Genomic DNA, 20,479 nt, shown 5'->3' on the forward strand with positions numbered 1-20,479 from the left:
CACTCGGTCACTCGGTCACTCGGTCACTTCGCATCGGCATAGCACTCCACCACCGCCGTCGTGAACGGAAACCGCACCGGCGTCTCCCCGAACGTCAGCCGCCCGGCCAGGTCGGCGGCCTCGCGGATCGCCGTCACGACCGCCTCGGCCTCCTCCTCGGGACAGTGCACGATCACCTCGTCGTGCTGGAAGAACACCAGTTCGGCCGCCATGTCCGCGCAGGTCCGCCGCAGTGCGGCGAGCAGCAGCAGGGTCCAGTCGGCGGCGCTGCCCTGGACGACGAAGTTGCGGGCGAAGCGGCCCCGGGCGCGGGCGTTGCTGGAGGCGTGGCCCGGCACCCACTCCTGCGGCCCGGAGCCCTCGGCCGGCTCGTCCTGTGCGTCCGCCATCGGGATCCCCGCCTCCTCGGCGGCGTCGTCCGTCGCCCCGGCCGCCGGCGGGCACGTCCGCCCCAGCCACGTCCGCACGAGCCGCCCCTCCTCGCCGGCCCGCGCCGCCTCGTCGACGTACGCCACCGCCTTGGGGAAGCGGCGTCTGAGCGCGGCGAGGTTCTTGAGGCCGTCGCCGGAGGTCTGGCCGTAGACGGCACCGAGCACGGCGAGCTTGGCTTGGGCGCGGTCGCCGGAGAAGGCGCGGTCGGAGACGGACTGGTAGAGGTCGCTCTCCCGCCCGGCCACCTCCATCAGTCCGGGGTCGCGGGAGATCGCGGCGAGCACCCGGGGCTCCATCTGGTCGGCGTCGGCGACGACGAGCCGCCAGCCGGGGTCGGCGACCACCGCACGCCGGATCACCTTGGGGATCTGGAGCGCGCCCCCGCCATTGGTCACCCACCGCCCGGTGACCGTCCCGCCCGCGAGGAACTCCGGCCGGAACCGCCCGTCGCGCACCCAGTCCTGGAGCCAGGACCAGCCGTGCGCCACCCAGATCCGGTACAGCTTCTTGTACTCGATCAGTGGCCGCACCGCCGGATGGTCGAGGGACTCGATCTCCCAGCGACGGGTCGATCTGATCCTGATCCCGGCCTGCGCGAACGCCTTGATCACATCGGCCGGCAGATCGGGCCGCACCCGCCGCCCGAACGCCGCCGACACCTCGTCCGCCAGCTCGGCCAGCCGCCGCGGCTCCCCGCCGCCGGCATACCGCTCGCCGAGCAGTTCGCGCAGCGTCCGGCGGTGCAGCTCGGCGCTCCAGGGCAGCCCGGCGCGGTTCATCTCGGCGGCGACGAGCATCCCCGCCGACTCGGCCGCGGTCAGCAGCCGCATCCGCTCCGGGTGCGCGGTCTTGTCGTGCCGGCGCTGCTGGTCGGCGTACACCTCGACGAGGTCGGCCAGCGGGACGTGCACCGACTGCGGCTCGAAGAGGAAGGACTGCGAGCCGGGTTCGGCCGCGCGCTGGGGCGGATCCGGCGGCACGGGGCCGCCACGCAGCCGGGCGAGGGCGGCGGCGGCCGATCTCGGCTCCCCGTACCGCCCCTCGTGGCCGAGCAGGAGCGTCTCGGCGTCCTCGATGTCGTAGCACCGCTCCACTCGCACCCCTGTGGCGAGCAGCCGCGGATAGACCTCGGCGGTGGACCGCCACACCCACCGCGCGACCTCGGGCCGTCCGCGCACGGCCTCCGCCAGGTCCGCCTCCCGCCGCACCGGCCCGGCGAGCAGCCCGTCCGGGCCGAGGGGGGCGATCTCCACGCCACCGTCCTCGGCCGGAGCGAGCGCCCAGCGGTCGGTCATGCCGCGAGTGTGGCACCCGGGTCTGACAACGCCCTCAGTCCCGCGCCTCGTCCTGTTCGCCGGCCGCCTTCGTGGCCGTCTGCTCACCGCTCCGCAGGAACCGGGCGAGCGCCTCGACGACGTACTCCTCCACCGCCTCCTTGGTGAGGCCGAGCCCGGACAGGACGCCCTCGCCGTTCTCGAACTCCAGCAGCGCCAGCAGGATGTGCTCGGTGCCGATGTAGTTGTGGCCGAGGCGCAGGGCCTCGCGGAAGGTGAGCTCCAGGGCCTTCTTGGCGTCGGAGCCGTAGGGGACGAGTTCGGGGACCTCGTCGGTGGCCGGGGGCAGCGCCGCGGTGGCGGCCTGGCGTACGGAGTCCAGGAGGAGGCCCTGGGCCGCGATCGCCTTGGCGGCCAGGCCGTCCGGCTCGGCCAGCAGGCCGAGGACCAGGTGCTCGGGGCGGCCCTCGGGGTTGCGGGCCGCGATGGCCTCGTTGTGGGCGGCCATCACGGCGCTGCGGGCGCGCGGCGTGTAGCGGCCGAACCCCTGCTGGGGGTCGAGGTCGATCGACTCCTTGGGTACGAACCGCTTCTGCGCGGCCTGCCGGGTGACCCCCATGCTCTTGCCGATGTCGGTCCAGGAGGCGCCCGACCGCCGGGCCTGGTCCACGAAGTGGCCGATCAGGTGGTCGGCGACCTCGCCGAGGTGATCGGCGGCGATCACCGCGTCCTGGAGCTGTTCGAGGGGTTCCTCGTGGACCTTCTTGATGGCCGCGATGAGTTCGTCGAGACGTACGGATGACGTGATGCTCGGGTTCGTCGACATGTGTCAACCGTAGGTTGACGCACCGGGGGTGTCAACCCGCGGTTGACATCAGAGTCTCAGAGTGGCTTGGCGAAGCAGCGGCTGTCGGAATAGTCGCGGTACGGCCCGAAGTTGGCCGTCGGTTCGTAGCCGCTCGCCGTGTACAGCGCCATGGCCTCGTGCAGCGGCGTGCCCGTCTCCAGCACCACGCGGACCCGACCGGCGGCCCGCGCGCTGTCCTCCAGCGCCCGAAGAATGCGCCGGGCGAGCCCGCGCCCCCGCGCCTCGGGCACCACGAACATGCGCTTGATCTCGGCGTCGCCGTCCGCGTACCCCTCCTCATTGGCCTCCTGCGCACGCCAGCCGCCGCAGCCCGCGGGCTTGTCGTCGCGGTACGCGACGAGGAAGAGGCCGTCCGGCGGGTCGAAGTGGGCCGGGTGCAGCGGGGTCATGTCGTCGTAGCCGTAGCGCCGCAGGTACTCGGCCTGGACGAGGTCGGAGAGCTTCACGGCGTCGGGATGGTCGAAACGTACGGGGCGAATCTCCTCCGGGAACTCCATGGAGCGGAAGCTAGGCGTGCTCCACCCCGCCCCACAAACGGGTTTTCCCAGCCGCCACAGCCGGTCGCCGCCCGCCCCATGGCACCATCGCCGGGTGAGCAGTACGAACAGTTCGAGCGGCACGCCCGGCCCCGTCGACCGCGCCTTCCAGCACGCCCTCTACACCGACACCGACGCCGCCCTCGACACCGGCGCGTCCCTCCTCGCCGCCGACCCCGGCGCGGACGCCGAACTCACCCGGCGCGGCCAGGAGTTCCTCGCGGCGGCCTGGCGGCGCGGCTGGCAGCCGGCGGACGTCGTACGGCTCGTGCGGCGGGACCTGGACGACGCGCACGTACGACTGCTCGCGGCGCTGATACGCGCGCAGCAACCGCACGACCGGCCCCGCGGCCGACGCTGGAACGCCCAGCTCGACGACCTGCCCACCGAAGAACCATCCCGCACCGACCGCTTCACCCACGCGACCGCCGTCCTGGAGCTGTACCGCCTCCTGCTGCGCCTGCCCGCGCTGGAGCCCTTGGACGACCCGGCCGAGCCGCCCACCGGGACTTCCGGGTCCGAGTCCCGCATGCTCACCCGCATCCGCGCGCTGCTGGCGAAGGCGGAGGCGACCGGGTTCCCCCAGGAGGCGGAGGCGCTCAGCGCCAAGGCGCAGGAACTGATGGCCCGGCACAGCATCGACGAGGCACTGCTCGCGGCCCGCGACCACGTCAGGAAGGACGCCCCCGGCGCCTGCCGGATCGGCGTGGAGCCGCCTTACGAGCAGGCCAAGGCCGTCCTGCTGGACGCGGTGGCGACCGCCAACCACTGCCGCGCCGTGTGGAACGAACCGTTCGGCTTCTCCACCGTCGTCGGCTTCGAAGCCGACCTGGAGGCGGTCGAGCTCCTCTACACCTCGCTCCTCGTGCAGGCCCAGACCGCGATGACCAGGGCGGAGGCGGCCCAGCGCGCGGGCGGCCGCAAGCGGACCAAGACCTTCCGGCAGTCGTTCCTGGCGGCCTACGCCCACCGTGTCGGCTCCCGGCTGGCCGCGGCGGCGCGGACGCCGGTGACCCGGGAGCTGCTCCCGGTCCTCGCCTCCCGCGAGGTGGCGGTCACCGACCGCCTGGACCGCATGTTCCCGGAGACGACGACCACCCGCCTGCGCGGCGTCAGCGACGAGGCGGGCTGGGTGGAGGGCTCGGAGGCGGCCGACAGGGCGCAGGTGGATCCCCGCCGACCGCTCCGCTGAACGGCGTCAGGCGACTGAACGGCATCAGGCGACTGAACGGCGTCAGGCGACTGAACCGCGTCAGCCGACTGAACCGCGTCAGTGGCCCGAACCGCGTCAGTCGCCGCTCTGCTGGAAGCCGCTCACCGAGGCGTCTGGGGTTTTCCCGTCGCTCCGCAGCGCGACAGCGCCGTACGACCACGTGAAGCTGTGCGTCTTGGTGGACCCGGGCAGACGCATCTTCGCCGTCTCCACGGCGAGACTCCTGCCGCCGCCCTCCTCGCCCCGGACGTAGGTGAGCGTGAAGGACGTGGAGGCCCCCTTCGCGAGGGTCGTCTTCCTCGCGACGGCGCCCTTGTCGGGTTCGACGGCGGCCGCGCCGGCGCCGGTGTGGAGGTCGACGCCGGGCATCCCGTCCAAGACGCACGTGGAGTCGCCGCCGTTGGTGAGGGTGACGGGCACGTTGCCGGTGTCCCCGGCGGCGGGAGCGGCGTTGGCGGGGCCGACCCGCACGGCCACCTCCCCGACCTCGCAGGCGGAACCGGCCTTGCTGTCCTTGTCCTGGCTGTCGCCCCCGGCCCCGCCGTCGTCGCAGGCGGTCAGCAGGAGGGCCGCGACGAGGGCGGCGACGGTGACGGAAGTGGCGCGCATGGGGACCTCTGGAGTGATGTCAGTGATCGGGCGGGGTGCACCGATCCGAGATCACGATCCCAGACCGGCCGTGGGCAGTCCCGTCGGGAGCTTGCCGCCGTCCGCCCTGGTGTACGTCTCCGCGCCGGGGCCCTTCTCCCAGGTGACCTTCAGGTGCGTCTTCCCGACGGAGTCGACGACCCCCACGGTCCGGTCCGCGCCGCCGCCGGAGCACTTCAGACGGATCGTCCGCGTCCCGTCCTTCTCGGCGGCGGTCCCGCCGCACACGGTCCCGCCGGTCGCGAAGAGGCCGGCCTTCTTGCCGTCGACCATGAGCACCACGGCCTTGCCGTCGGCCGTGGCGAGCCAACTGCCCTCCAGGTCACCGGCCGCCGGCGCCGCCCCTCCGCTCCCGCCGCCCGTCTCGGCATCGCCGCCCGTGCCCGCATCGCCGCCTGTGTCGGCACGTCCGGTCGCCGAGGCGCTGGGACCGGCCGAGGAGTCGTCCTCGGCACCGGAGTCGCCGCTGCACGCGGTCAGCGCGAGCGCGCCCGCCAGGGCCGCGGCCACCGCCGCGACCCGCATCCGACGGCCCGACGGGGTGCGCTTGCGTGAGAAAGTCGCCGAGGTCACGGGAAGCCCCCAAGCTGTAGCGGTCGGCTTACGGCCGAGCCGGCCCAGCGGGCCGGAACGACCGCAGCAAGCTACCAGGGAGTCGCAGCCGGGGCCCCGGAACCCGCTCGACACCTCCCGGACCTACCAGGACGACTTGCGCACCCCCGGCAGATACCCGGCGTGCGCCTGCTCCCGCAGGCTCACCCGGGACAGCCCGAAGGTACGGAAGTAGCCCCGCGGCCGCCCGTCCACCTGGTCGCGGTTGCGTACGCGCGTGGCGCTGGCGTCCCTCGGCTGCCGCCCCAACTCGCGCTGGGCGGCGAGCCGTTCGGCGTCCGTGGACGACGGTCGGCGGATGATCTCCTTCAGCTCCGCCCGCCGCTCGGCGTACCGCGCGACGATCTCCTGCCGCTTCTCGTTCTTCGCGATCTTGCTCTTCTTGGCCATCAGACCTTCACTCCCCGGGCGCGGATGCGGGCGACGGCGGCCTCGACGCCGATCGCGTCAACGGTCTTGATCGCCCTGGCGCTGAGCTTCAGCCGCACGTACCGGCCCTCGCTCGGCAGCCAGTAGCGCTTGGTCTGGATGTTGGGGTCGAAACGGCGGGACGTCCGCCGATGGGAGTGGGAAATGGTGTTGCCGAAGCCGGGCTGGGCGCCGGTCAGCATGCAGTGGGCGGACACGGTGACGAACCTCTCCTCATGCGCGACTGTTAATGGAATTCATTTTCAGTAAGATAGCAGCATGGCACGCAACGAACTCCGCCCGGTCATCAAACTCCGGTCCACCGCCGGCACCGGCTACACCTACGTGACCCGAAAGAACCGCCGCAACGACCCGGACCGCATGACCCTGCGCAAGTACGACCCGGTCGTCGGTCGCCACGTCGACTTCCGAGAGGAGCGCTGAACCACCGCCATGCGCAAGGGAATCCACCCCGACTACGGCCCCGTCGTCTTCCGCGACCGAGCCGCGAACCACGCCTTCCTGACCCGCTCCACGCTCGCCGGAGTGCCGACCGGCAAGACGATCGAGTGGGAGGACGGCAACACCTACCCCGTCGTCGACGTCGAGATCTCGAACGTCAGCCACCCCTTCTACACCGGCACGGCCCGCGTCCTGGACACCGCCGGCCGCGTGGAGCGCTTCGAGCGCCGGTACGGAAAGAAGGGCTGAGGTGCCCGAGCTCTCCGTCGTGATCGTCGGCGGCCTGCACGACGACGCCCGCAAGGCGGCCGTGGCGCAGTTGCTCGCCGACGTCCCCGGCAGCGTCGTCGTCCACCACGACCTGGCCACGGCCACCGCGGGCACGGTCGTACGGACGGTCAGGGACGCCACCGGCGTCATCGACGCCGGCGAGACGCCCCTCGTCAACGACTGCGCCTGCTGCGCCCTGCGCGAGGACCTGGTGCCGGAGCTGCTGAGGATCCGGGACGCCGGCGGCACGCGTATGGCGGTCGTCGAACTGTGGGACTCGGTCGAGCCGAAGGCCATGGCCGAGGTGGTCACGGCCGGTGGGCTCACGGTCACCGGCGTGATCACCGCGGTCGACCCGGCGCTGGTGCTGCCGTATCTGGGCAACGGCGACGACCTGGCCGAGCGGGGCCTCGCGGCCGCGGCGACCGACCAGCGCACGGTGGCCGACACCTTCGCGCGCCAGTTGGAGTACGCCCCCGTCCTCGCCGTGGCCGACTCCCCGGAGGCCGACGAGGAGGACCGCGAGCTGCTCGCCCAACTCCACCCGACGGCCCGCCAGGTCCCGATCGGCCACGGTGACCTGGCGGGCACCGGGACTCCGGGCACGCCCGCCCCCGACGATCTGACGGTGCCGACCCCGCGCCGTGGCCCGCTCTCCCCGCTCGCGCAGGCGGCCCTGGCCGGCTTCGACGTCGAGGCGGCGGACGCGGCCCAGCATCCGGCGTGCGCCCTGCTCCCCGCCGAGGCGGACGCGCACGGCGTCTCCACCCTGGTCTGGCACCGCCGCCGCCCCTTCCACCCGGAGCGGCTCTACGCGGCCCTGGAGGACCTGACCTGTGCGGCGGCCCGCAGCCGGGGCCGCTTCTGGCTGGCCGACAAACCGGATGTCCTGCTCCACTGGGACGCGGCGGGCGGCGCGCTGTGCGTGGAGAGCGTGGGCCCCTGGCTCGCCTCCCTGCCCGACGCGGCCTGGGACATGGTCCCGCCGGTCCGCCGGGCCGCCGCCGCGCTGGACTGGCACCCCGAGCACGGCGACTGCTGCCAGCACCTGGTCTTCACGTCCCCCGCCCTCGACCGCGACGGCCTCGAACAGCTCCTGGAGTCCTGCCTCCTCACCGACGCCGAGTACGCCGCCGGCCGCGACGCCTGGCAACAACTCCCGCCCGCCTTCGACACCCTTCTGGAGGTCTGACCCCCATGCCCCGCAAGCCCGACCGCAAGCCCGCCAAGAACCGCCCCAACCCGCTGGACCAGGCCGGCATCACCTACATCGACTACAAGGACACCGACCTGCTCCGGAAGTTCATCTCCGACCGGGGCAAGATCCGCAGCCGCCGGGTCACCCGGGTGACGGTCCAACAGCAACGCCAGCTGGCGAAGGCCATCAAGAACGCCCGCGAGATGGCGCTGCTCCCGTACGCGACTCGCTGAGTGATGCGGGCCGGCGTCGCAGGACGCCGACCGGTCGTCGAGGCGGCGTGTCCCGCGGCGCCGCCCCGACCCACCCCGACCACTCGATGGGGAACAAGAAGGCCGCGGAACACGTCTCTCCCTAGGACGCGGGGAATTCAAGGGCATGCGGTGCGGTCCCAGCGGCAACCCGGTGGAACCCGCACCGCGCCGCGCACGTCACAGGAGTAACCGCAGCAACACCCCGCGTGCACGTGCATCTGCTCATGCAGGCGCACGTGAAACACGGCTATGATCCGAGGGCAGTTGACCGGTGCATCACCACCGCACCACCTCTCGCATCAATGGCCTCGTAGCCACCGCACCACCGGGGAGCGACCTGTGGACCACGACGTGTACAACGGCATGGCAGCCACGGATCTGAACGGGGTGGCCTGGCAGAAGAGCAGGCACAGCAACTCCCAGGGTTCCTGCGTGGAGTTCGCCCGACTGCCCGGCGGCGAGGTGGCCGTACGCAACTCCCGCTTCCCCGAGGGCCCGGCCCTCGTCTACACCCGAGCCGAGATCGAGGCGATGCTCCTCGGGGTCAAGGACGGCGAGTTCGACCACCTGATCGCGGGCTGACAAGTCGGGGCAATCGGCACCTTCCGGACGGTGGCGACCGTTGCCACCCGCCATGACGCGCGTAGAAACCGGGCGCCAGCGACCGCCGTCGTTCGTCAGTCCCCCCGAGTCGAGGCCGGGGCGGGCTGCGCCGGAGGCTGGAGGCGGAACAGCGCCCACACCACCTTGCCGCTGAGCGTCCCCGCCAGCGGATGCCATCCCCAGCCGTCGCTGAAGGAGTCGACGAGGAACAGCCCCCGGCCGGACTCCGCCGAGAAGTCGTCGGAGTCGCGGGCGACAGGACTGTCATGGCTGGGGTCGCGCACCGCGCACACCAGCCGCTCGGTCCACCGCATCAGATGCAACCGCACGGGCGGCGTCTGCTCCGGCATCCGCTGCGCACCCGCCGGCAGGGCATGCCGCAGCGCGTTGGTCACCAGCTCCGAGACGACGAGACAGACGTCGTCGAACCGGTCGCCCAGTTCCCACTGGTCAAGGGTGCGGCGGGTGAACTTCCGCGCCTCACGCACCGCTTCGTAGCGGGCGGGCAGCGCACAGGAGGCGGCGTTGGAGACGGCTGCGGGATCCAGCGGCGGAAGGCCCTGCCGTAACGGCTCGAGCATGGTCGATCCATTCGTCCCCATGCGAGGCACTCCCGGGAGTTCGCGGTCGTTGCGATGCAGCGGTTGCGCGGGACCATGGTTTCGGATGCGCAGAGCAGATGCAAGGGCAGATGCACGTGCACGCGACCGAATTGGACGCTCCCGTACCGCTTGTTGGCCATTTTTTCCGCCAACTTCACGCCTTCTCCTTGCCCTACGTTGTCTCCTTTCCAGGTGGAATCCCTGGCTTCTTTCCTTCTCTGTAATCGGACGAGTACTGCTCGAAGTGATTTAGTGGCAGACTGCGGGCCCTGAAGACGGTTGGGGAGGCTGGCGAACGTGAGCGCGGGAGAGCCCGGATCGGTGGTGCGGCGCATGCTGCTCGGCTCGCAACTGAGGCGACTGCGGGAAGCGCGCGGGATCACGCGCGAGGCGGCGGGTTACTCGATCCGCGCCTCCGAGTCGAAGATCAGCCGGATGGAGTTGGGCCGGGTGAGCTTCAAAACACGCGATGTCGAAGACCTGTTGACCCTGTACGGCATCACGGACGAGGCGGAGCGCAACTCCCTGCTCTCCCTCGCCCGCGAGGCCAACGTCGCGGGCTGGTGGCACAGTTACTCCGACGTCCTGCCGAGCTGGTTCCCCACCTATGTCGGCCTGGAGGGCGCGGCCAGCCTCATCCGCGCGTACGAGGTGCAGTTCGTGCACGGCCTGCTGCAGACCGAGCAGTACGCGCGCGCGGTGGTCCGGCGCGGCATGAAGGGCGCGAGCGAGGCGGACGTCGAGCGCCGCGTGGCCCTGCGGCTGGAGCGGCAGAAGTACCTCGTCGCCGAGAACGCCCCCGAGTTCCACATCGTCCTGGACGAGGCCGCCCTGCGCCGCCCGTACGGCGACCGCGAGGTCATGCGCGGCCAGCTCCAGCACCTGATCGAGGTCTCCGAGCATCCGAACGTGCGGTTGCAGGTCATGCCGTTCAGCTTCGGCGGCCACTCCGGCGAGTCCGGCGCGTTCACGATCCTCAGCTTCCCCGAGTCCGACCTGTCGGACGTCGTCTACCTGGAGCAGCTCACCAGCGCGCTCTACCTCGACAAGCACGAGGACGTCACCCAGTACGAGACGGCGCTGAAGGAGCTCCAGCAGGACAGCCCGGGTCCGGACGAGAGCCGGGATCTTCTCCGCGGTCTCCTTCAACTCTCTTGAAACACAAGTACGATGACGTGTGATCAGACCGTGAAGACGATCATGACGGCGATCAAGTCGATCAGGTGTCTGCTAGGGATTGAGGGATCACATGTCGTCCTACTTCACCGACCTGGCTCAGCAGTACATCGACGGTGAGTGGCGCCCGGGCACCGGCTCCTGGGACATCATCGACTTCAACCCGTACGACGGTGAGAAGCTGGCGTCGATCACCATAGCCACGGTCGACGAGGTGGACCAGGCGTACCAGGCGGCCGCCCGCGCCCAGAAGCAGTGGGGCACGACCAATCCGTACGCCCGTCGCGGCGTCTTCGAGAAGGCGCTGCGCCTGATAGAGGACCGCGAGCAGGAGATCGCCGAGATGATCACCGCCGAGCTCGGCGGCACCCGACTGAAGGCGGCCTTCGAACTCCACCTCGCCAAGGAGTTCCTGCGCGAGGCGATCCACCTGGCGCTGCGCCCCGAGGGCAGGATCATCCCGTCGCCGACGGACGGCAAGGAGAACCGCGTCTACCGCGTGCCGGTCGGCGTCGTGGGCGTCATCAGCCCCTTCAACTTCCCCTTCCTGCTCTCCCTCAAGTCGGTCGCCCCGGCCCTCGCGCTCGGCAACGCCGTGGTCCTCAAGCCCCACCAGAACACCCCGATCTGCGGCGGCTCCCTGGTGGCGAAGATCTTCGAGGACGCCGGCCTGCCCGCCGGTCTCCTCAACGTCGTCATCACGGACATCGCCGAGATCGGCGACGCCTTCATCGAGCACCCGGTCCCGAAGGTCATCTCCTTCACCGGCTCCGACAAGGTGGGCCGCCACGTCGCCACCGTCTGCGCCTCGCAGTTCAAGCGTTCGATCCTCGAACTCGGCGGCAACAGCGCGCTGGTCGTCCTCGACGACGCCGACATCGACTACGCGGTCGACGCGGCGGTCTTCAGCCGGTACGTCCACCAGGGCCAGGTCTGCATGGCCGCGAACCGCATCCTCGTGGACCGCTCGATCGCGGACGCGTTCACCGAGAAGTTCGTCGCCAAGGTGAAGTCGCTGAAGACCGGCGACCCGCGCGACCCGGAGACGGTCATCGGCCCGGTCATCAACTCCTCCCAGGCCGAGGCGATCTCGGCCGCCGTCCAGCAGGCGATCGCCGAGGGTGCGACCGCCCTGGTGCACGGCACGACGACGGACAACCTGGTCGAGCCGTCGGTCCTCACGGACGTTCCCGCCGACTCCGCGCTGCTCCAGCAGGAGGTCTTCGGCCCGGTCGCCTTCCTCGTCCCGTTCGACGGCGAGGAGGAGGCCGTACGCCTCGTCAACGACACCCCGTACGGCCTGAGCGGTGCCGTCCACACGGGTGACGTCGAGCGGGGCGTGGCCTTCGCCAAGCGGATCGACACGGGCATGTTCCACGTGAACGACGGCACGGTCCACGACGAGCCGATCGTCCCCTTCGGCGGCGAGAAGCACTCCGGCCTCGGCCGCCTGAACGGCGAGACGATGCTGGACGCGTTCACGACGATCAAGTGGATCTCGGTGCAGCACGGCCGGAGCGGGTTCCCGTTCTGAGCGGGGGTACGTGAAGCAACGCTCAGCGGACATGCGTCTGACCGCAGGGCGTCTCCCGGGGCTGACCTCGGCCCCGGGCCGACCCGGTCCTAATCTGGACCGCATGTCAGCGATCCGTCTCCTCGTGCTCGGTGCCGTCCGGCAGCACGGGCGGGCCCACGGCTACCAGGTGCGCAACGACCTGGAGTACTGGGGCGCGCACGAGTGGTCCAACGCCAAGCCCGGCTCGATCTACCACGCCCTGAAGCAGATGGCGAAGCAGGGGCTGCTGCTCGCCCACGAGATCGCGCCGTCCACGGCCGGCGGGCCGCCGCGCACGGAGTACGAGATCACCGAGAAGGGCACCGAGGAGTACCTCGGGCTGGTGCGCGAGTACCTCACGGCCTACGACCAGCGGCCGGACGTGCTCACCGCCGCGCTCGGCTTCATGGTCGACCTGGACCGGGAAGAGGCCCTCGCCCTCCTGGAGGAGCGGGTGCGCCGCATCGAGGAATGGCGCAAGGGCGTGACCGAGTACTACACGCCCGAGGACGGCCCGGGTCAGCTCGGCCACATCGGCGAGATCATGAACTTCTGGGTCCACTCCGCCGACACCGGCGCCGAGTGGACCCGAGGCCTCATCGCCCGCATCCGGGGCGGCGCCTACACCTTCGCCGGTGAGGGCGAGCCGTTCGTCGGCATCCTCGCCGAGGGCCAGGAGAACCCGTACGCGAAGGGGGAGCGGCACCCCGGGGATCCTCGCTAATCAAGTTTGACTAACCGGCTGCGGGGCATTAGCTTCGAGCATGTAGTCAAGTTTGACTAGCGAGGGAGTCTCAGTGGCCGACGCGGCGATCACCGTCGAAGGGGCACGCAAGAAGTACGGCGGCAAGAACGGCAGACACGCACTGGACGGGCTCGACCTCACCGTCGCCCGCGGCACGGTGCACGGAGTGCTCGGCCCGAACGGCGCGGGCAAGACGACCCTGGTCCGGGTCCTCGCCACGCTCCTGCGGCCGGACAGCGGCCGCGTCGAGGTGGCCGGGCACGACGTGCTGCGCCAGGCGTACGAGGTACGTCTGCGCATCGGCCTCCTCGGCCAGCACGCGGCGGTGGACGAGGAGTTGGGCGGCCACCAGAACCTGGAGATGTTCGGCCGCCTCCACCACCTGGGCGCCCGCCACGCGCGCGTGCGGGCCGGCGAGCTCCTGGAGCGCTTCGGGCTCGCCGACACCGGCCGCAAGCCGGTCAAGCAGTACAGCGGCGGCATGCGCCGCCGACTGGACCTGGCGGCCTCACTCATCACCGACCCGGAGGTGCTCTTCCTGGACGAGCCCACCACCGGTCTCGACCCGCGCGGCCGCGCCGAGGTCTGGTCCGCGGTCCGCTCCCTCGTCGGCGGCGGCACGACGGTCCTGCTCACCACGCAGTACCTGGAGGAGGCCGACCAACTCGCCGACCGCATCTCGGTCGTCGACGCCGGCCGCGTCATCGCCGACGGCACGGCCGACCAGCTCAAGGCGCTGACCGGCGGCGACCGCATCGACGTCGTCCTGCGCGACGCGGGCCAACTGGGCGCGGCGGTCGCCCTGTTGCCCGTACCGAAGGACGACGTGCGCGTCGACGCCGACCGCCGCCTGCTCAGCGCCCCGGTCGCCGACCGGATGGCGGCGCTCTCCGGCGTCGTACGGGCCCTGGAGGAGGCCGGGATCGAGGCGGAGGACGTCGCCCTGCGCCGGCCGACGCTGGACGAGGTGTTCCTGCACCTCACGGGAGACGACCACCGAGTGAAGGAGCCCGCATGAGCATGAGCGCCCACGCGCTGACCGACTCCTGGACCATGACCCGCCGCGAACTCGCGCACTGGGCGCGGCAACCGGTGCAGGTCGTGGTCAACCTCGTCTTCCCCGTGATGCTGCTGCTGATGTTCGGCTACCTCATCGGCGGCGGCCGGGGCGTCCAGGGCTCCTACGTCGACTATCTCGTCCCGGGCATGCTCGCGCTCACCATGGCCTTCGGGCTGGAGGGCACGATGATCGCGGTCACCCAGGACCTCAACAAGGGCGTGGTCGACCGCTTCCGGTCCATGCCGATGGCCGACGGGGCGGTCCTGGTGGGCCGTTCCGCGGCCGACATGCTCCAGTCGGCGCTCGCCCTGCTCGTCCTCATGGGCGTCGGACACGCCCTCGGCTGGCGAGCGGACGGCGGACCGGGGGCCTTCCTGGGCGCCGTGGGGCTCCTCCTGCTGTTCCGCTTCGCCATGCTGTGGATCGGCATCCACCTGGCCCTGGTGGCCGGAAAGCCGGAGATGGTGCAGGCGGTGCAGATCCTGGTCTGGCCGATCGGCTTCCTGTCCAACGCGATCGCCCTGCCGGGGACCATGCCCGACTGGCTCGGCACGGTCGTCGAGTGGAACCCGATGTCCCATACGGCGACGGCCGTACGCGACCTGTTCGGCGGTACGGGCACGGACCACGTCGGGGCGGCGGTCCTGTGGCCGCTGGTGCTCCTGGCGGTGTTCTTCCCGCTCGCGGTACGGCGGTTCGCGCGTCTGAGCCGCTGACGGCGGCCCTCTAGTGGTGGAAGCCGGTGGCCGCCCCCCTGTCCCGCGTCAGGGGGTGCGGCTGCCGGCGCAGCTCCGGCAGCAGCCGGCCCAGGTCCTCCACGAACAACTCGGCGAGATCGGCTGAGAAGCCGTTGCGGCAGACGACCCTCAGGACGGACAGGTCCTCACGGTTCGGCGGGAAGGTGTACGCCGGCACCAGCCAACCCTTCTCGCGCAGCCGCCGCGAGACGTCGAAGACGTCGTACGCCCGCACGTCCGGCGCCGTCGTGAAGGCGAAGACGGGCAGTTCGTCACCCCTGGTCAGCAGCCGGAAGTCACCGAACTCCGCCACCGCGCCGGCGACCTTCCCGGCGACGTCCCGCGCGGCCTGCTGAACGGCCCGGTACCCCTCCCGGCCCAACCGCAGGAACGAGTAGTACTGCGCCACCACCTGCGCGCCCGGCCGGGAGAAGTTGAGGGCGAAGGTGGGCATGTCACCGCCCAGGTAGTCGACGTGGAACACCAGTTCCTCGGGCAGGGCCTCCTGGTCCCGCCACAGCGCCCAGCCCACACCCGGGTACACGAGCCCGTACTTGTGCCCCGAGGTGTTGATGGAGACGACCCTCGGCAGCCGGAAGTCCCACACCAGGTCCTCGTCCAGGAAGGGCGCGACCATGGCGCCGGACGCCCCGTCGACATGCACCGGGACGTCGAGGCCGGTCCGCTCCTGGAGCGCGTCGAGGGCGGCGCACAGTTCCTCGACGGGCTCGTAGGACCCGTCGAAGGTGGAGCCGAGGATCCCGACGGCCCCGATGGTGTTCTCGTCGCACAGCTCGGCCGCCGCCTGCGGATCGAGATGGAACCGCTCGCCCTCCATGGGCACCTGCCGGGCGTCCACCTCCCAGAAGGCGCAGAACTTCTCCCAGCAGACCTGGACGTTGACACCCATCACGAGGTTGGGGCGCGCGCCGGGATACCGATCGGCGTTGCGCCGCGCCCAGCGCCGTTTGAGCGCCATCCCGGCGAGCATGCACGCCTCGCTGGACCCGGTGGTGGAGCAGCCCACCGCCGCCGCGGGATCGGGCGCGTGCCACAGGTCGGCGAGCATCGCCACACAGCGCCGCTCCAGCTCGGCGGTGCGCGGGTACTCGTCCTTGTCGATCATGTTCTTGTCCCGGCACTCCGCCATCAGCACCCCGGCCTGCGGCTCCATCCAGGTGGTGACGAACGTGGCCAGGTTGAGCCGGGAGTTGCCGTCCAGCATCAGCTCGTCGTGGACCAGCTGATACGCCGTCGACGGCGGCAGGGGAGCGTCGGGCAGCCGGTGCCTGGGCGGGGCCTCGGTCATGCCGGCGGCCGGGTTCGCCTCGCCGTGGAAGGGGTTGACGGCGAGCCTGCCCGCGCCGCCCCTGTCGTCCGGTGCTTCGCTGTCCCCACGATGCAGTGGCATGGATACGACGGTAGGTCCGTACCGTCGGGCTTGCACCTCACGCCACGTGAGGGCTCACCGTGGAGTGCGTACCGAGAAGGGAGCGGAAGTGAGCTACTCCGTGGGACAGGTGGCGGGCTTCGCCGGAGTGACGGTGCGCACGCTGCACCACTACGACGACATCGGCCTGCTCGCGCCCAGCGAGCGCAGCCACGCGGGTCACCGGCGCTACAGCGACGCCGACCTCGACCGGCTGCAGCAGATCCTGTTCTACCGCGAGCTCGGCTTCCCGCTCGAAGAGGTCGCCGCCCTGCTCGACGACCCGGACGCGGACCCGCGCGCACACCTGCGCCGGCAGCACGAACTGCTGACCGCCCGGATCGAGAAGCTGCAGAAGATGGCGGAGGCCGTGGAGCACGCCATGGAGGCACGCAAGATGGGAATCAACCTCACGCCGGACGAGAAGTTCGAGGTGTTCGGGGACTTCGACCCGGACCAGTACGAGGACGAGGTGCGCGGACGCTGGGGCGACACCGACGCCTACCGGCAGTCACAGCGGCGCGCGGCCTCCTACACCAAGGAGGACTGGCTGCGGATCCAGCGCGAGTACGACGAGATCAACCAGCGGTTCGTCGCGCTGATGGAGGCCGGCGAGCCGGCGGACTCCGAGGCGGCGATGGACGCCGCCGAGGAACACCGCCGGTGGATCGCCCGCAGCCACTACGACTGCGGCTACGAGATGCACACCTGTCTCGGTGAGATGTACGTCGCCGACGAGCGGTTCACGCGCAACATCGACAAGGCCAAGGCGGGTCTCGCGGCCTACCTGAAGGACGCGATCCTCGCCAACGCCGCCCGGCACACCTCGTGACCCCTGGCCCGGGACCCCGTACGGGTCACTCCCGGGCCAGGACCACGGCGGTCCCGTAGGCGCACACCTCGGCGCCTTCAAGGACGTCGGGCTGGGGTCCCTGCCCGCCGCCGTACTCGTCGAGGCCCATGAACCACAGCTTTGTCGCAGCCGGGGCACAGTGCATCCTGAGGGGGTCCATGGAACCTGGGCGGCCGGTCCAGCGTTGATAATTGAGCAGCCCGTTGCACCCCGCCGCCCCCACCCAGCAGGAGCCACAATCCCGTGACCACGCTTGCGCTCGGCCCCGAGTGGCTCGACCCGAACTATCTGATCGAGACCTTCAGCCTCCCCGGCATCCTGCTGATCGTCTTCGCCGAGTCCGGTCTCTTCGCGTTCCTGCCCGGCGACTCGCTGCTGTTCACGGCGGGCCTCTTCGTGGCGCAGGGGCAGTACATCACCCAGCCCCTGTGGCTGGTCTGCACGCTCATCGTCCTGGCCGCCGTCATCGGTGACCAGGTCGGCTACATGATCGGCAAGTTCCTCGGCCCGAAGCTGTTCAACCGCCCCAACTCCAAGCTCTTCAAACAGGAGAACCTGGAGAAGGCCCACGAGTTCATGGAGAAGTACGGCCCCAAGGCGATCGTCCTCGCCCGCTTCGTGCCGATCGTGCGCACCTTCGCCCCCATCGTCGCGGGCGCCGGCCGTATGAAGTACCGCACGTTCGTCACGTACAACGTGATCGGCGGCATCGCCTGGGGCTGCGGCGTCACCCTCGCGGGCTACTGGCTCGGGCAGATCGAGTTCATCAACAAGAACGTCGAGGCGATCCTCGTCCTGATCGTCTTCGTCTCGGTGGTCCCGATCATCATCGAGTACCTGCGGGAGCGCGCCAAGAACAAGCGCGCGGCGGCACAGGCTCCGGCCCCCCAGCCCCAGCAGGCGCCCCGCATGGACGACGCGACGACCCAGCTCCGCCGCATCCCGTCCGACGACCAGCCCCAGCAGCACGGCAACCCGGGCCACCAGTACGGCAACCAGGGCCCGCAGCAGTACGGCTACGACCAGCAGTACTACGACCAGCAGCCCCAGCAGCAGCCGTACGCCCAGCAGTACCCGCAGGGTTACGGCCGGCAGAACCAGCAGTACCCGCCCGACCAGGGGTACTGAAACGCCCTGAGGGGCGCGGGGAGCTACTGGAACCCGGCGTCGGCGGGTATCGCACCCGGCGCTCAGAATCCCCGCGTCCGCTTGGCCGCCCGCCGCTTCTCCGGCGACCCGATCCGCAAGAACATCCGCGAGATCTCCGCCCCGAGGTTCACCCCGATGGCGATGGCCATGGCCAACGACGCAGCCGTGGCCAACGAGACCAGCCCCTCGTCGACATCGTTCTGAGCGATCGCCAGCAGCCCGAAATACGTGGCCGACCCCGGCAGCAGGGGCCCGATCGCGGCGGTCGTGTACGGCAACGCCGACGCGAACCGATACCGAGCCATCAGCTGCCCGAACAGCCCCACCAACCCGGCCGCGGCAGCCGTGGACGCAACCGGCGACAGCTCACCGGCATAGTGCATCGCGCCGTACACCACCCACGCGACACCGCCGTTGAGCGTCACGGCGAGCACGGTGGACCGTTCCTGCTGGAGCAGTACCGCGAAGGTCAGCGACAGCAGCATCGACGCGGCGATCTGCCAGTACGGCCGCTCGGAGATGTGCAGCGCCGCGTCCGGGTTGAGCTTGGCGCCCAGGTTCACGCCGAAGTACAGGATCACCAGCACGCCGACGACGATGCCGACGAAGAAGTACATGACCTCCAGCAGCCGCGCGGACGCGGTGATGTAGAACCCGGTCAACCCGTCCTGCACGCCGGCGACGAGCGCCCGTCCGGGCAGCAGCGCGAACAGCCCACCGGTGATGACCGCGGACGCCTTCACGTCGACGTGCGCCAGTGTCAGCGCGATCCCGATCGCGGCCGGCGGCATCGCGGCCACCGTGAACTGGTAGAACTCCGGCAGCCCGCGCCCCGCGCACAGCCATGCCAGCCGGTCGCCGAGCATCGCGCCCAGCATGGCCGCGATGAACACGATCAGGTCACCGCCGACCAGCACGGACGCCGCGCCCGCGAGCAGCCCGCTCGCCGACGTCAGCACCCAGGTCGGGTACGGGTGCCGGTTGCGGCGGATCTCCGCCAGCCGCCCGTAGGCCTCCTCCAGGGAGATGGTGCTCTCCGGGTCGCTGAGGTCGTCCACGAGCTGGTACACGGCGGCCAGACGCGTGTAGTCGGTGCCACGCCGCCGCACCGTACGCGCCGCCGAGACCGGATCGTCCACCAGCGACGGCTGGTACGTGATCGACAGCAGCGTGAAGGTGACGTTCGGCTCGCAGCGGTCCAGGCCGTAGGACCGGCAGACCGCGAACATCGCCGCCTCCACGTCCTCGGCGCCCTCACCGCCCGCCAGCAGCAGCTCCCCGATACGCAGGGTCAGGTCGAGCACGCGGGGGACGGCCGGACCCTCCTCCTCCGCCTTCGGCATCCGCTCCGGCGCCGGCCGCTCGGCCACCGGCATGCGCAGCATCGTGCGCATCCGGTCCTGCCACGGCAGGTCCTTGGTCAGCCGGACCAGCGGTATGCCCGTCGGCGGCGTGAACGCGGCCGGGGCGTCCTCGACGCTGTACTGGCTCGGGGTGCTGAACGCCGATCCCTCGGGCTCCGAGAGCGGCGCCTGCGGTACGTCCAGCCCCTTGGGGAGGGCGAACTCGGACGTCGTCTCCGACTCGCTGTCCCCCACCTCGACGCCGACCGGCGCGGTGAAGGCCATCCTTGCCTCGTCCGACTGCGGCTTGCGGTCTTCCGCGTCCGTCACGTGCGTAGCGCTCCCTGTACGACACCTCCTGCCGCACTCAGTATGCGCACAGACACACGAACGGGCCGCACGCGTGCGCGTGCGGCCCGTTCACACGGCTGGAAGCACCTGGCGCCTCAGTGGCCGCCCTGGTCCTTGAAGCGCTTGTACGACCGCTCGATCTCGGCCTCGGCCTCGGTGCGGCCGACCCAGTCGGCGCCCTCGACCGACTTGCCGGGCTCCAGGTCCTTGTAGACCTCGAAGAAGTGCTGGATCTCCAGACGGTCGAACTCGGACACGTGGTGGATGTCACGCAGGTGCTCCACACGCGGGTCCGTCGCCGGCACGCACAGCAGCTTGTCGTCGCCGCCGGCCTCGTCCGTCATGCGGAACATGCCGATCGCGCGGCACTTGATGAGGCAGCCCGGGAACGTCGGCTCGTCCAGGATGACCAGCGCGTCCAGCGGGTCGCCGTCCTCGCCGAGGGTGTTCTCGACGAAGCCGTAGTCGGTCGGGTAGGCGGTCGAGGTGAAGAGTCGACGGTCCAGGCGGATCCGACCGGTCTCGTGGTCCACCTCGTACTTGTTCCGCGAACCCTTCGGAATCTCGATCGTGACGTCGAACTCCACCGGTGGCTCCTCCATGATCAGCACATAGTTCTGGTGGTTAAGTGTCCCTCACGCAGGTGTGTGATCGCGAAAGGGGCTGGTGGTAGTGCCAGAGCTGGGGCCTTGGCGAGCCGC

At 70.7% G+C, this 20,479-nt stretch carries 24 protein-coding genes; 13 read left to right on the plus strand and 11 right to left on the minus strand.

What is annotated here, in order from left to right; all coding sequences use genetic code 11:
* Positions 1 to 23: 23 nt before the first annotated feature.
* Genes ABZ078_RS12650 through ABZ078_RS12660 form a run of 3 tightly spaced genes read right to left on the minus strand, consistent with a single transcriptional unit; the run spans position 24 to position 3,071 of the window.
* A complete protein-coding gene (locus tag ABZ078_RS12650; protein ID WP_356574438.1) occupies positions 24 to 1,727 on the minus strand; it encodes a bifunctional 3'-5' exonuclease/DNA polymerase in 1,704 nt (567 codons plus the stop codon).
* Positions 1,728 to 1,761: 34 nt separating this feature from the next.
* Positions 1,762 to 2,532: a Clp protease N-terminal domain-containing protein gene (locus tag ABZ078_RS12655; RefSeq protein WP_356574440.1), complete on the minus strand. Its 771-nt coding sequence runs from the start codon at positions 2,530 to 2,532 to the stop codon at positions 1,762 to 1,764.
* A 56-nt stretch (positions 2,533 to 2,588) separates the two neighbouring features.
* Entirely contained in the window at positions 2,589 to 3,071 is a 483-nt protein-coding gene (locus ABZ078_RS12660; RefSeq protein WP_356574442.1) for a GNAT family N-acetyltransferase, read from the minus strand.
* A 94-nt stretch (positions 3,072 to 3,165) separates the two neighbouring features.
* Here ABZ078_RS12660 and ABZ078_RS12665 point away from each other — a divergent pair, with 94 nt between their 5' ends.
* On the plus strand, positions 3,166 to 4,302 hold the full coding sequence (locus tag ABZ078_RS12665) for a DUF2786 domain-containing protein (protein WP_356574444.1): 1,137 nt from the start codon (positions 3,166 to 3,168) through the stop codon (positions 4,300 to 4,302).
* A gap of 96 nt (positions 4,303 to 4,398) precedes the next feature.
* Here the strand turns inward: ABZ078_RS12665 and ABZ078_RS12670 are convergent, their stop codons facing one another.
* The 4 genes from ABZ078_RS12670 to rpmB form a co-directional block, all read right to left on the minus strand.
* Positions 4,399 to 4,932 carry a DUF4232 domain-containing protein gene (locus ABZ078_RS12670; protein WP_356574446.1) on the minus strand — a complete coding sequence of 178 codons (534 nt, stop codon included), beginning with the start codon at positions 4,930 to 4,932 and terminating at the stop codon, positions 4,399 to 4,401.
* Positions 4,933 to 4,983: 51 nt separating this feature from the next.
* On the minus strand, positions 4,984 to 5,496 hold the full coding sequence (locus ABZ078_RS12675) for a hypothetical protein (RefSeq protein ID WP_356574523.1): 513 nt from the start codon (positions 5,494 to 5,496) through the stop codon (positions 4,984 to 4,986).
* A gap of 171 nt (positions 5,497 to 5,667) precedes the next feature.
* The gene (gene rpsN / locus ABZ078_RS12680) at positions 5,668 to 5,973 is read right to left on the minus strand and encodes a 30S ribosomal protein S14 (protein ID WP_356574448.1); all 306 of its coding nucleotides are present in this window, start codon (positions 5,971 to 5,973) and stop codon (positions 5,668 to 5,670) included.
* A complete protein-coding gene (rpmB, locus tag ABZ078_RS12685; protein WP_356574450.1) occupies positions 5,973 to 6,209 on the minus strand; it encodes a 50S ribosomal protein L28 in 237 nt (78 codons plus the stop codon). The genes rpsN and rpmB overlap by 1 nt, the downstream gene beginning before the upstream one ends.
* Positions 6,210 to 6,270: 61 nt before the next feature.
* On the opposite strand from rpmB, the gene rpmG reads away from it, so the two are divergent.
* The 5 genes from rpmG (at position 6,271) to ABZ078_RS12710 (ending at position 8,757) form a co-directional block, all read left to right on the plus strand.
* Entirely contained in the window at positions 6,271 to 6,435 is a 165-nt protein-coding gene (rpmG, locus tag ABZ078_RS12690) for a 50S ribosomal protein L33 (RefSeq protein ID WP_003999141.1), read from the plus strand.
* 9 nt (positions 6,436 to 6,444) lie between these two features.
* Positions 6,445 to 6,702, plus strand: a complete 258-nt coding sequence (locus ABZ078_RS12695) for a type B 50S ribosomal protein L31 (protein WP_356574452.1) — start codon at positions 6,445 to 6,447, stop codon at positions 6,700 to 6,702.
* A 1-nt stretch (position 6,703) separates the two neighbouring features.
* Entirely contained in the window at positions 6,704 to 7,915 is a 1,212-nt protein-coding gene (locus ABZ078_RS12700) for a GTP-binding protein (RefSeq protein WP_356574454.1), read from the plus strand.
* A 5-nt stretch (positions 7,916 to 7,920) separates the two neighbouring features.
* Positions 7,921 to 8,154 (plus strand): 30S ribosomal protein S18, encoded by a 234-nt coding sequence (rpsR, locus tag ABZ078_RS12705; protein ID WP_356574456.1) that lies wholly within the window; start codon positions 7,921 to 7,923, stop codon positions 8,152 to 8,154.
* Between the two features lie 384 nt (positions 8,155 to 8,538).
* On the plus strand, positions 8,539 to 8,757 hold the full coding sequence (locus ABZ078_RS12710; protein ID WP_356574525.1) for a DUF397 domain-containing protein: 219 nt from the start codon (positions 8,539 to 8,541) through the stop codon (positions 8,755 to 8,757).
* 95 nt (positions 8,758 to 8,852) lie between these two features.
* Here the strand turns inward: ABZ078_RS12710 and ABZ078_RS12715 are convergent, their stop codons facing one another.
* Positions 8,853 to 9,359, minus strand: a complete 507-nt coding sequence (locus ABZ078_RS12715) for an ATP-binding protein (RefSeq protein WP_356574458.1) — start codon at positions 9,357 to 9,359, stop codon at positions 8,853 to 8,855.
* 354 nt (positions 9,360 to 9,713) lie between these two features.
* On the opposite strand from ABZ078_RS12715, the gene ABZ078_RS12720 reads away from it, so the two are divergent.
* The 5 genes from ABZ078_RS12720 (at position 9,714) to ABZ078_RS12740 (ending at position 14,632) form a co-directional block, all read left to right on the plus strand.
* Positions 9,714 to 10,538, plus strand: a complete 825-nt coding sequence (locus tag ABZ078_RS12720; RefSeq protein ID WP_356574527.1) for a helix-turn-helix transcriptional regulator — start codon at positions 9,714 to 9,716, stop codon at positions 10,536 to 10,538.
* Positions 10,539 to 10,629: 91 nt separating this feature from the next.
* Positions 10,630 to 12,090, plus strand: coding sequence for an aldehyde dehydrogenase family protein (locus ABZ078_RS12725; RefSeq protein ID WP_356574459.1), 1,461 nt, complete (start codon positions 10,630 to 10,632; stop codon positions 12,088 to 12,090).
* 103 nt (positions 12,091 to 12,193) lie between these two features.
* Complete coding sequence (locus ABZ078_RS12730; RefSeq protein WP_356574461.1) at positions 12,194 to 12,835, plus strand: PadR family transcriptional regulator; 642 nt, start codon at positions 12,194 to 12,196, stop codon at positions 12,833 to 12,835.
* A gap of 73 nt (positions 12,836 to 12,908) precedes the next feature.
* A complete protein-coding gene (locus ABZ078_RS12735) occupies positions 12,909 to 13,874 on the plus strand; it encodes an ATP-binding cassette domain-containing protein (protein WP_356574463.1) in 966 nt (321 codons plus the stop codon).
* A 2-nt stretch (positions 13,875 to 13,876) separates the two neighbouring features.
* Positions 13,877 to 14,632, plus strand: coding sequence for an ABC transporter permease (locus ABZ078_RS12740; protein ID WP_356574529.1), 756 nt, complete (start codon positions 13,877 to 13,879; stop codon positions 14,630 to 14,632).
* A gap of 10 nt (positions 14,633 to 14,642) precedes the next feature.
* On the opposite strand, the gene ABZ078_RS12745 is transcribed toward ABZ078_RS12740, so the two are convergent.
* The gene (locus ABZ078_RS12745; protein WP_356574465.1) at positions 14,643 to 16,064 is read right to left on the minus strand and encodes a glutamate decarboxylase; all 1,422 of its coding nucleotides are present in this window, start codon (positions 16,062 to 16,064) and stop codon (positions 14,643 to 14,645) included.
* 88 nt (positions 16,065 to 16,152) lie between these two features.
* Between ABZ078_RS12745 and ABZ078_RS12750 the strand changes: the two genes are divergently transcribed.
* Both ABZ078_RS12750 and ABZ078_RS12755 read left to right on the plus strand, forming a co-directional pair.
* Positions 16,153 to 16,914, plus strand: a complete 762-nt coding sequence (locus tag ABZ078_RS12750; RefSeq protein WP_356574467.1) for a MerR family transcriptional regulator — start codon at positions 16,153 to 16,155, stop codon at positions 16,912 to 16,914.
* Between the two features lie 264 nt (positions 16,915 to 17,178).
* Positions 17,179 to 18,063 carry a VTT domain-containing protein gene (locus ABZ078_RS12755; RefSeq protein ID WP_356574469.1) on the plus strand — a complete coding sequence of 295 codons (885 nt, stop codon included), beginning with the start codon at positions 17,179 to 17,181 and terminating at the stop codon, positions 18,061 to 18,063.
* Positions 18,064 to 18,125: 62 nt separating this feature from the next.
* Here ABZ078_RS12755 and ABZ078_RS12760 read toward each other — a convergent pair whose 3' ends face one another.
* Positions 18,126 to 19,757, minus strand: coding sequence for a threonine/serine exporter family protein (locus tag ABZ078_RS12760; protein ID WP_356574471.1), 1,632 nt, complete (start codon positions 19,755 to 19,757; stop codon positions 18,126 to 18,128).
* A gap of 116 nt (positions 19,758 to 19,873) precedes the next feature.
* Positions 19,874 to 20,365 (minus strand): inorganic diphosphatase, encoded by a 492-nt coding sequence (locus ABZ078_RS12765; RefSeq protein ID WP_031487466.1) that lies wholly within the window; start codon positions 20,363 to 20,365, stop codon positions 19,874 to 19,876.
* Between the last annotated feature and the right edge of the window lie 114 nt (positions 20,366 to 20,479).

This window comes from Streptomyces sp. NPDC006385 (assembly GCF_040612485.1).
Taxonomy (GTDB): domain Bacteria; phylum Actinomycetota; class Actinomycetes; order Streptomycetales; family Streptomycetaceae; genus Streptomyces.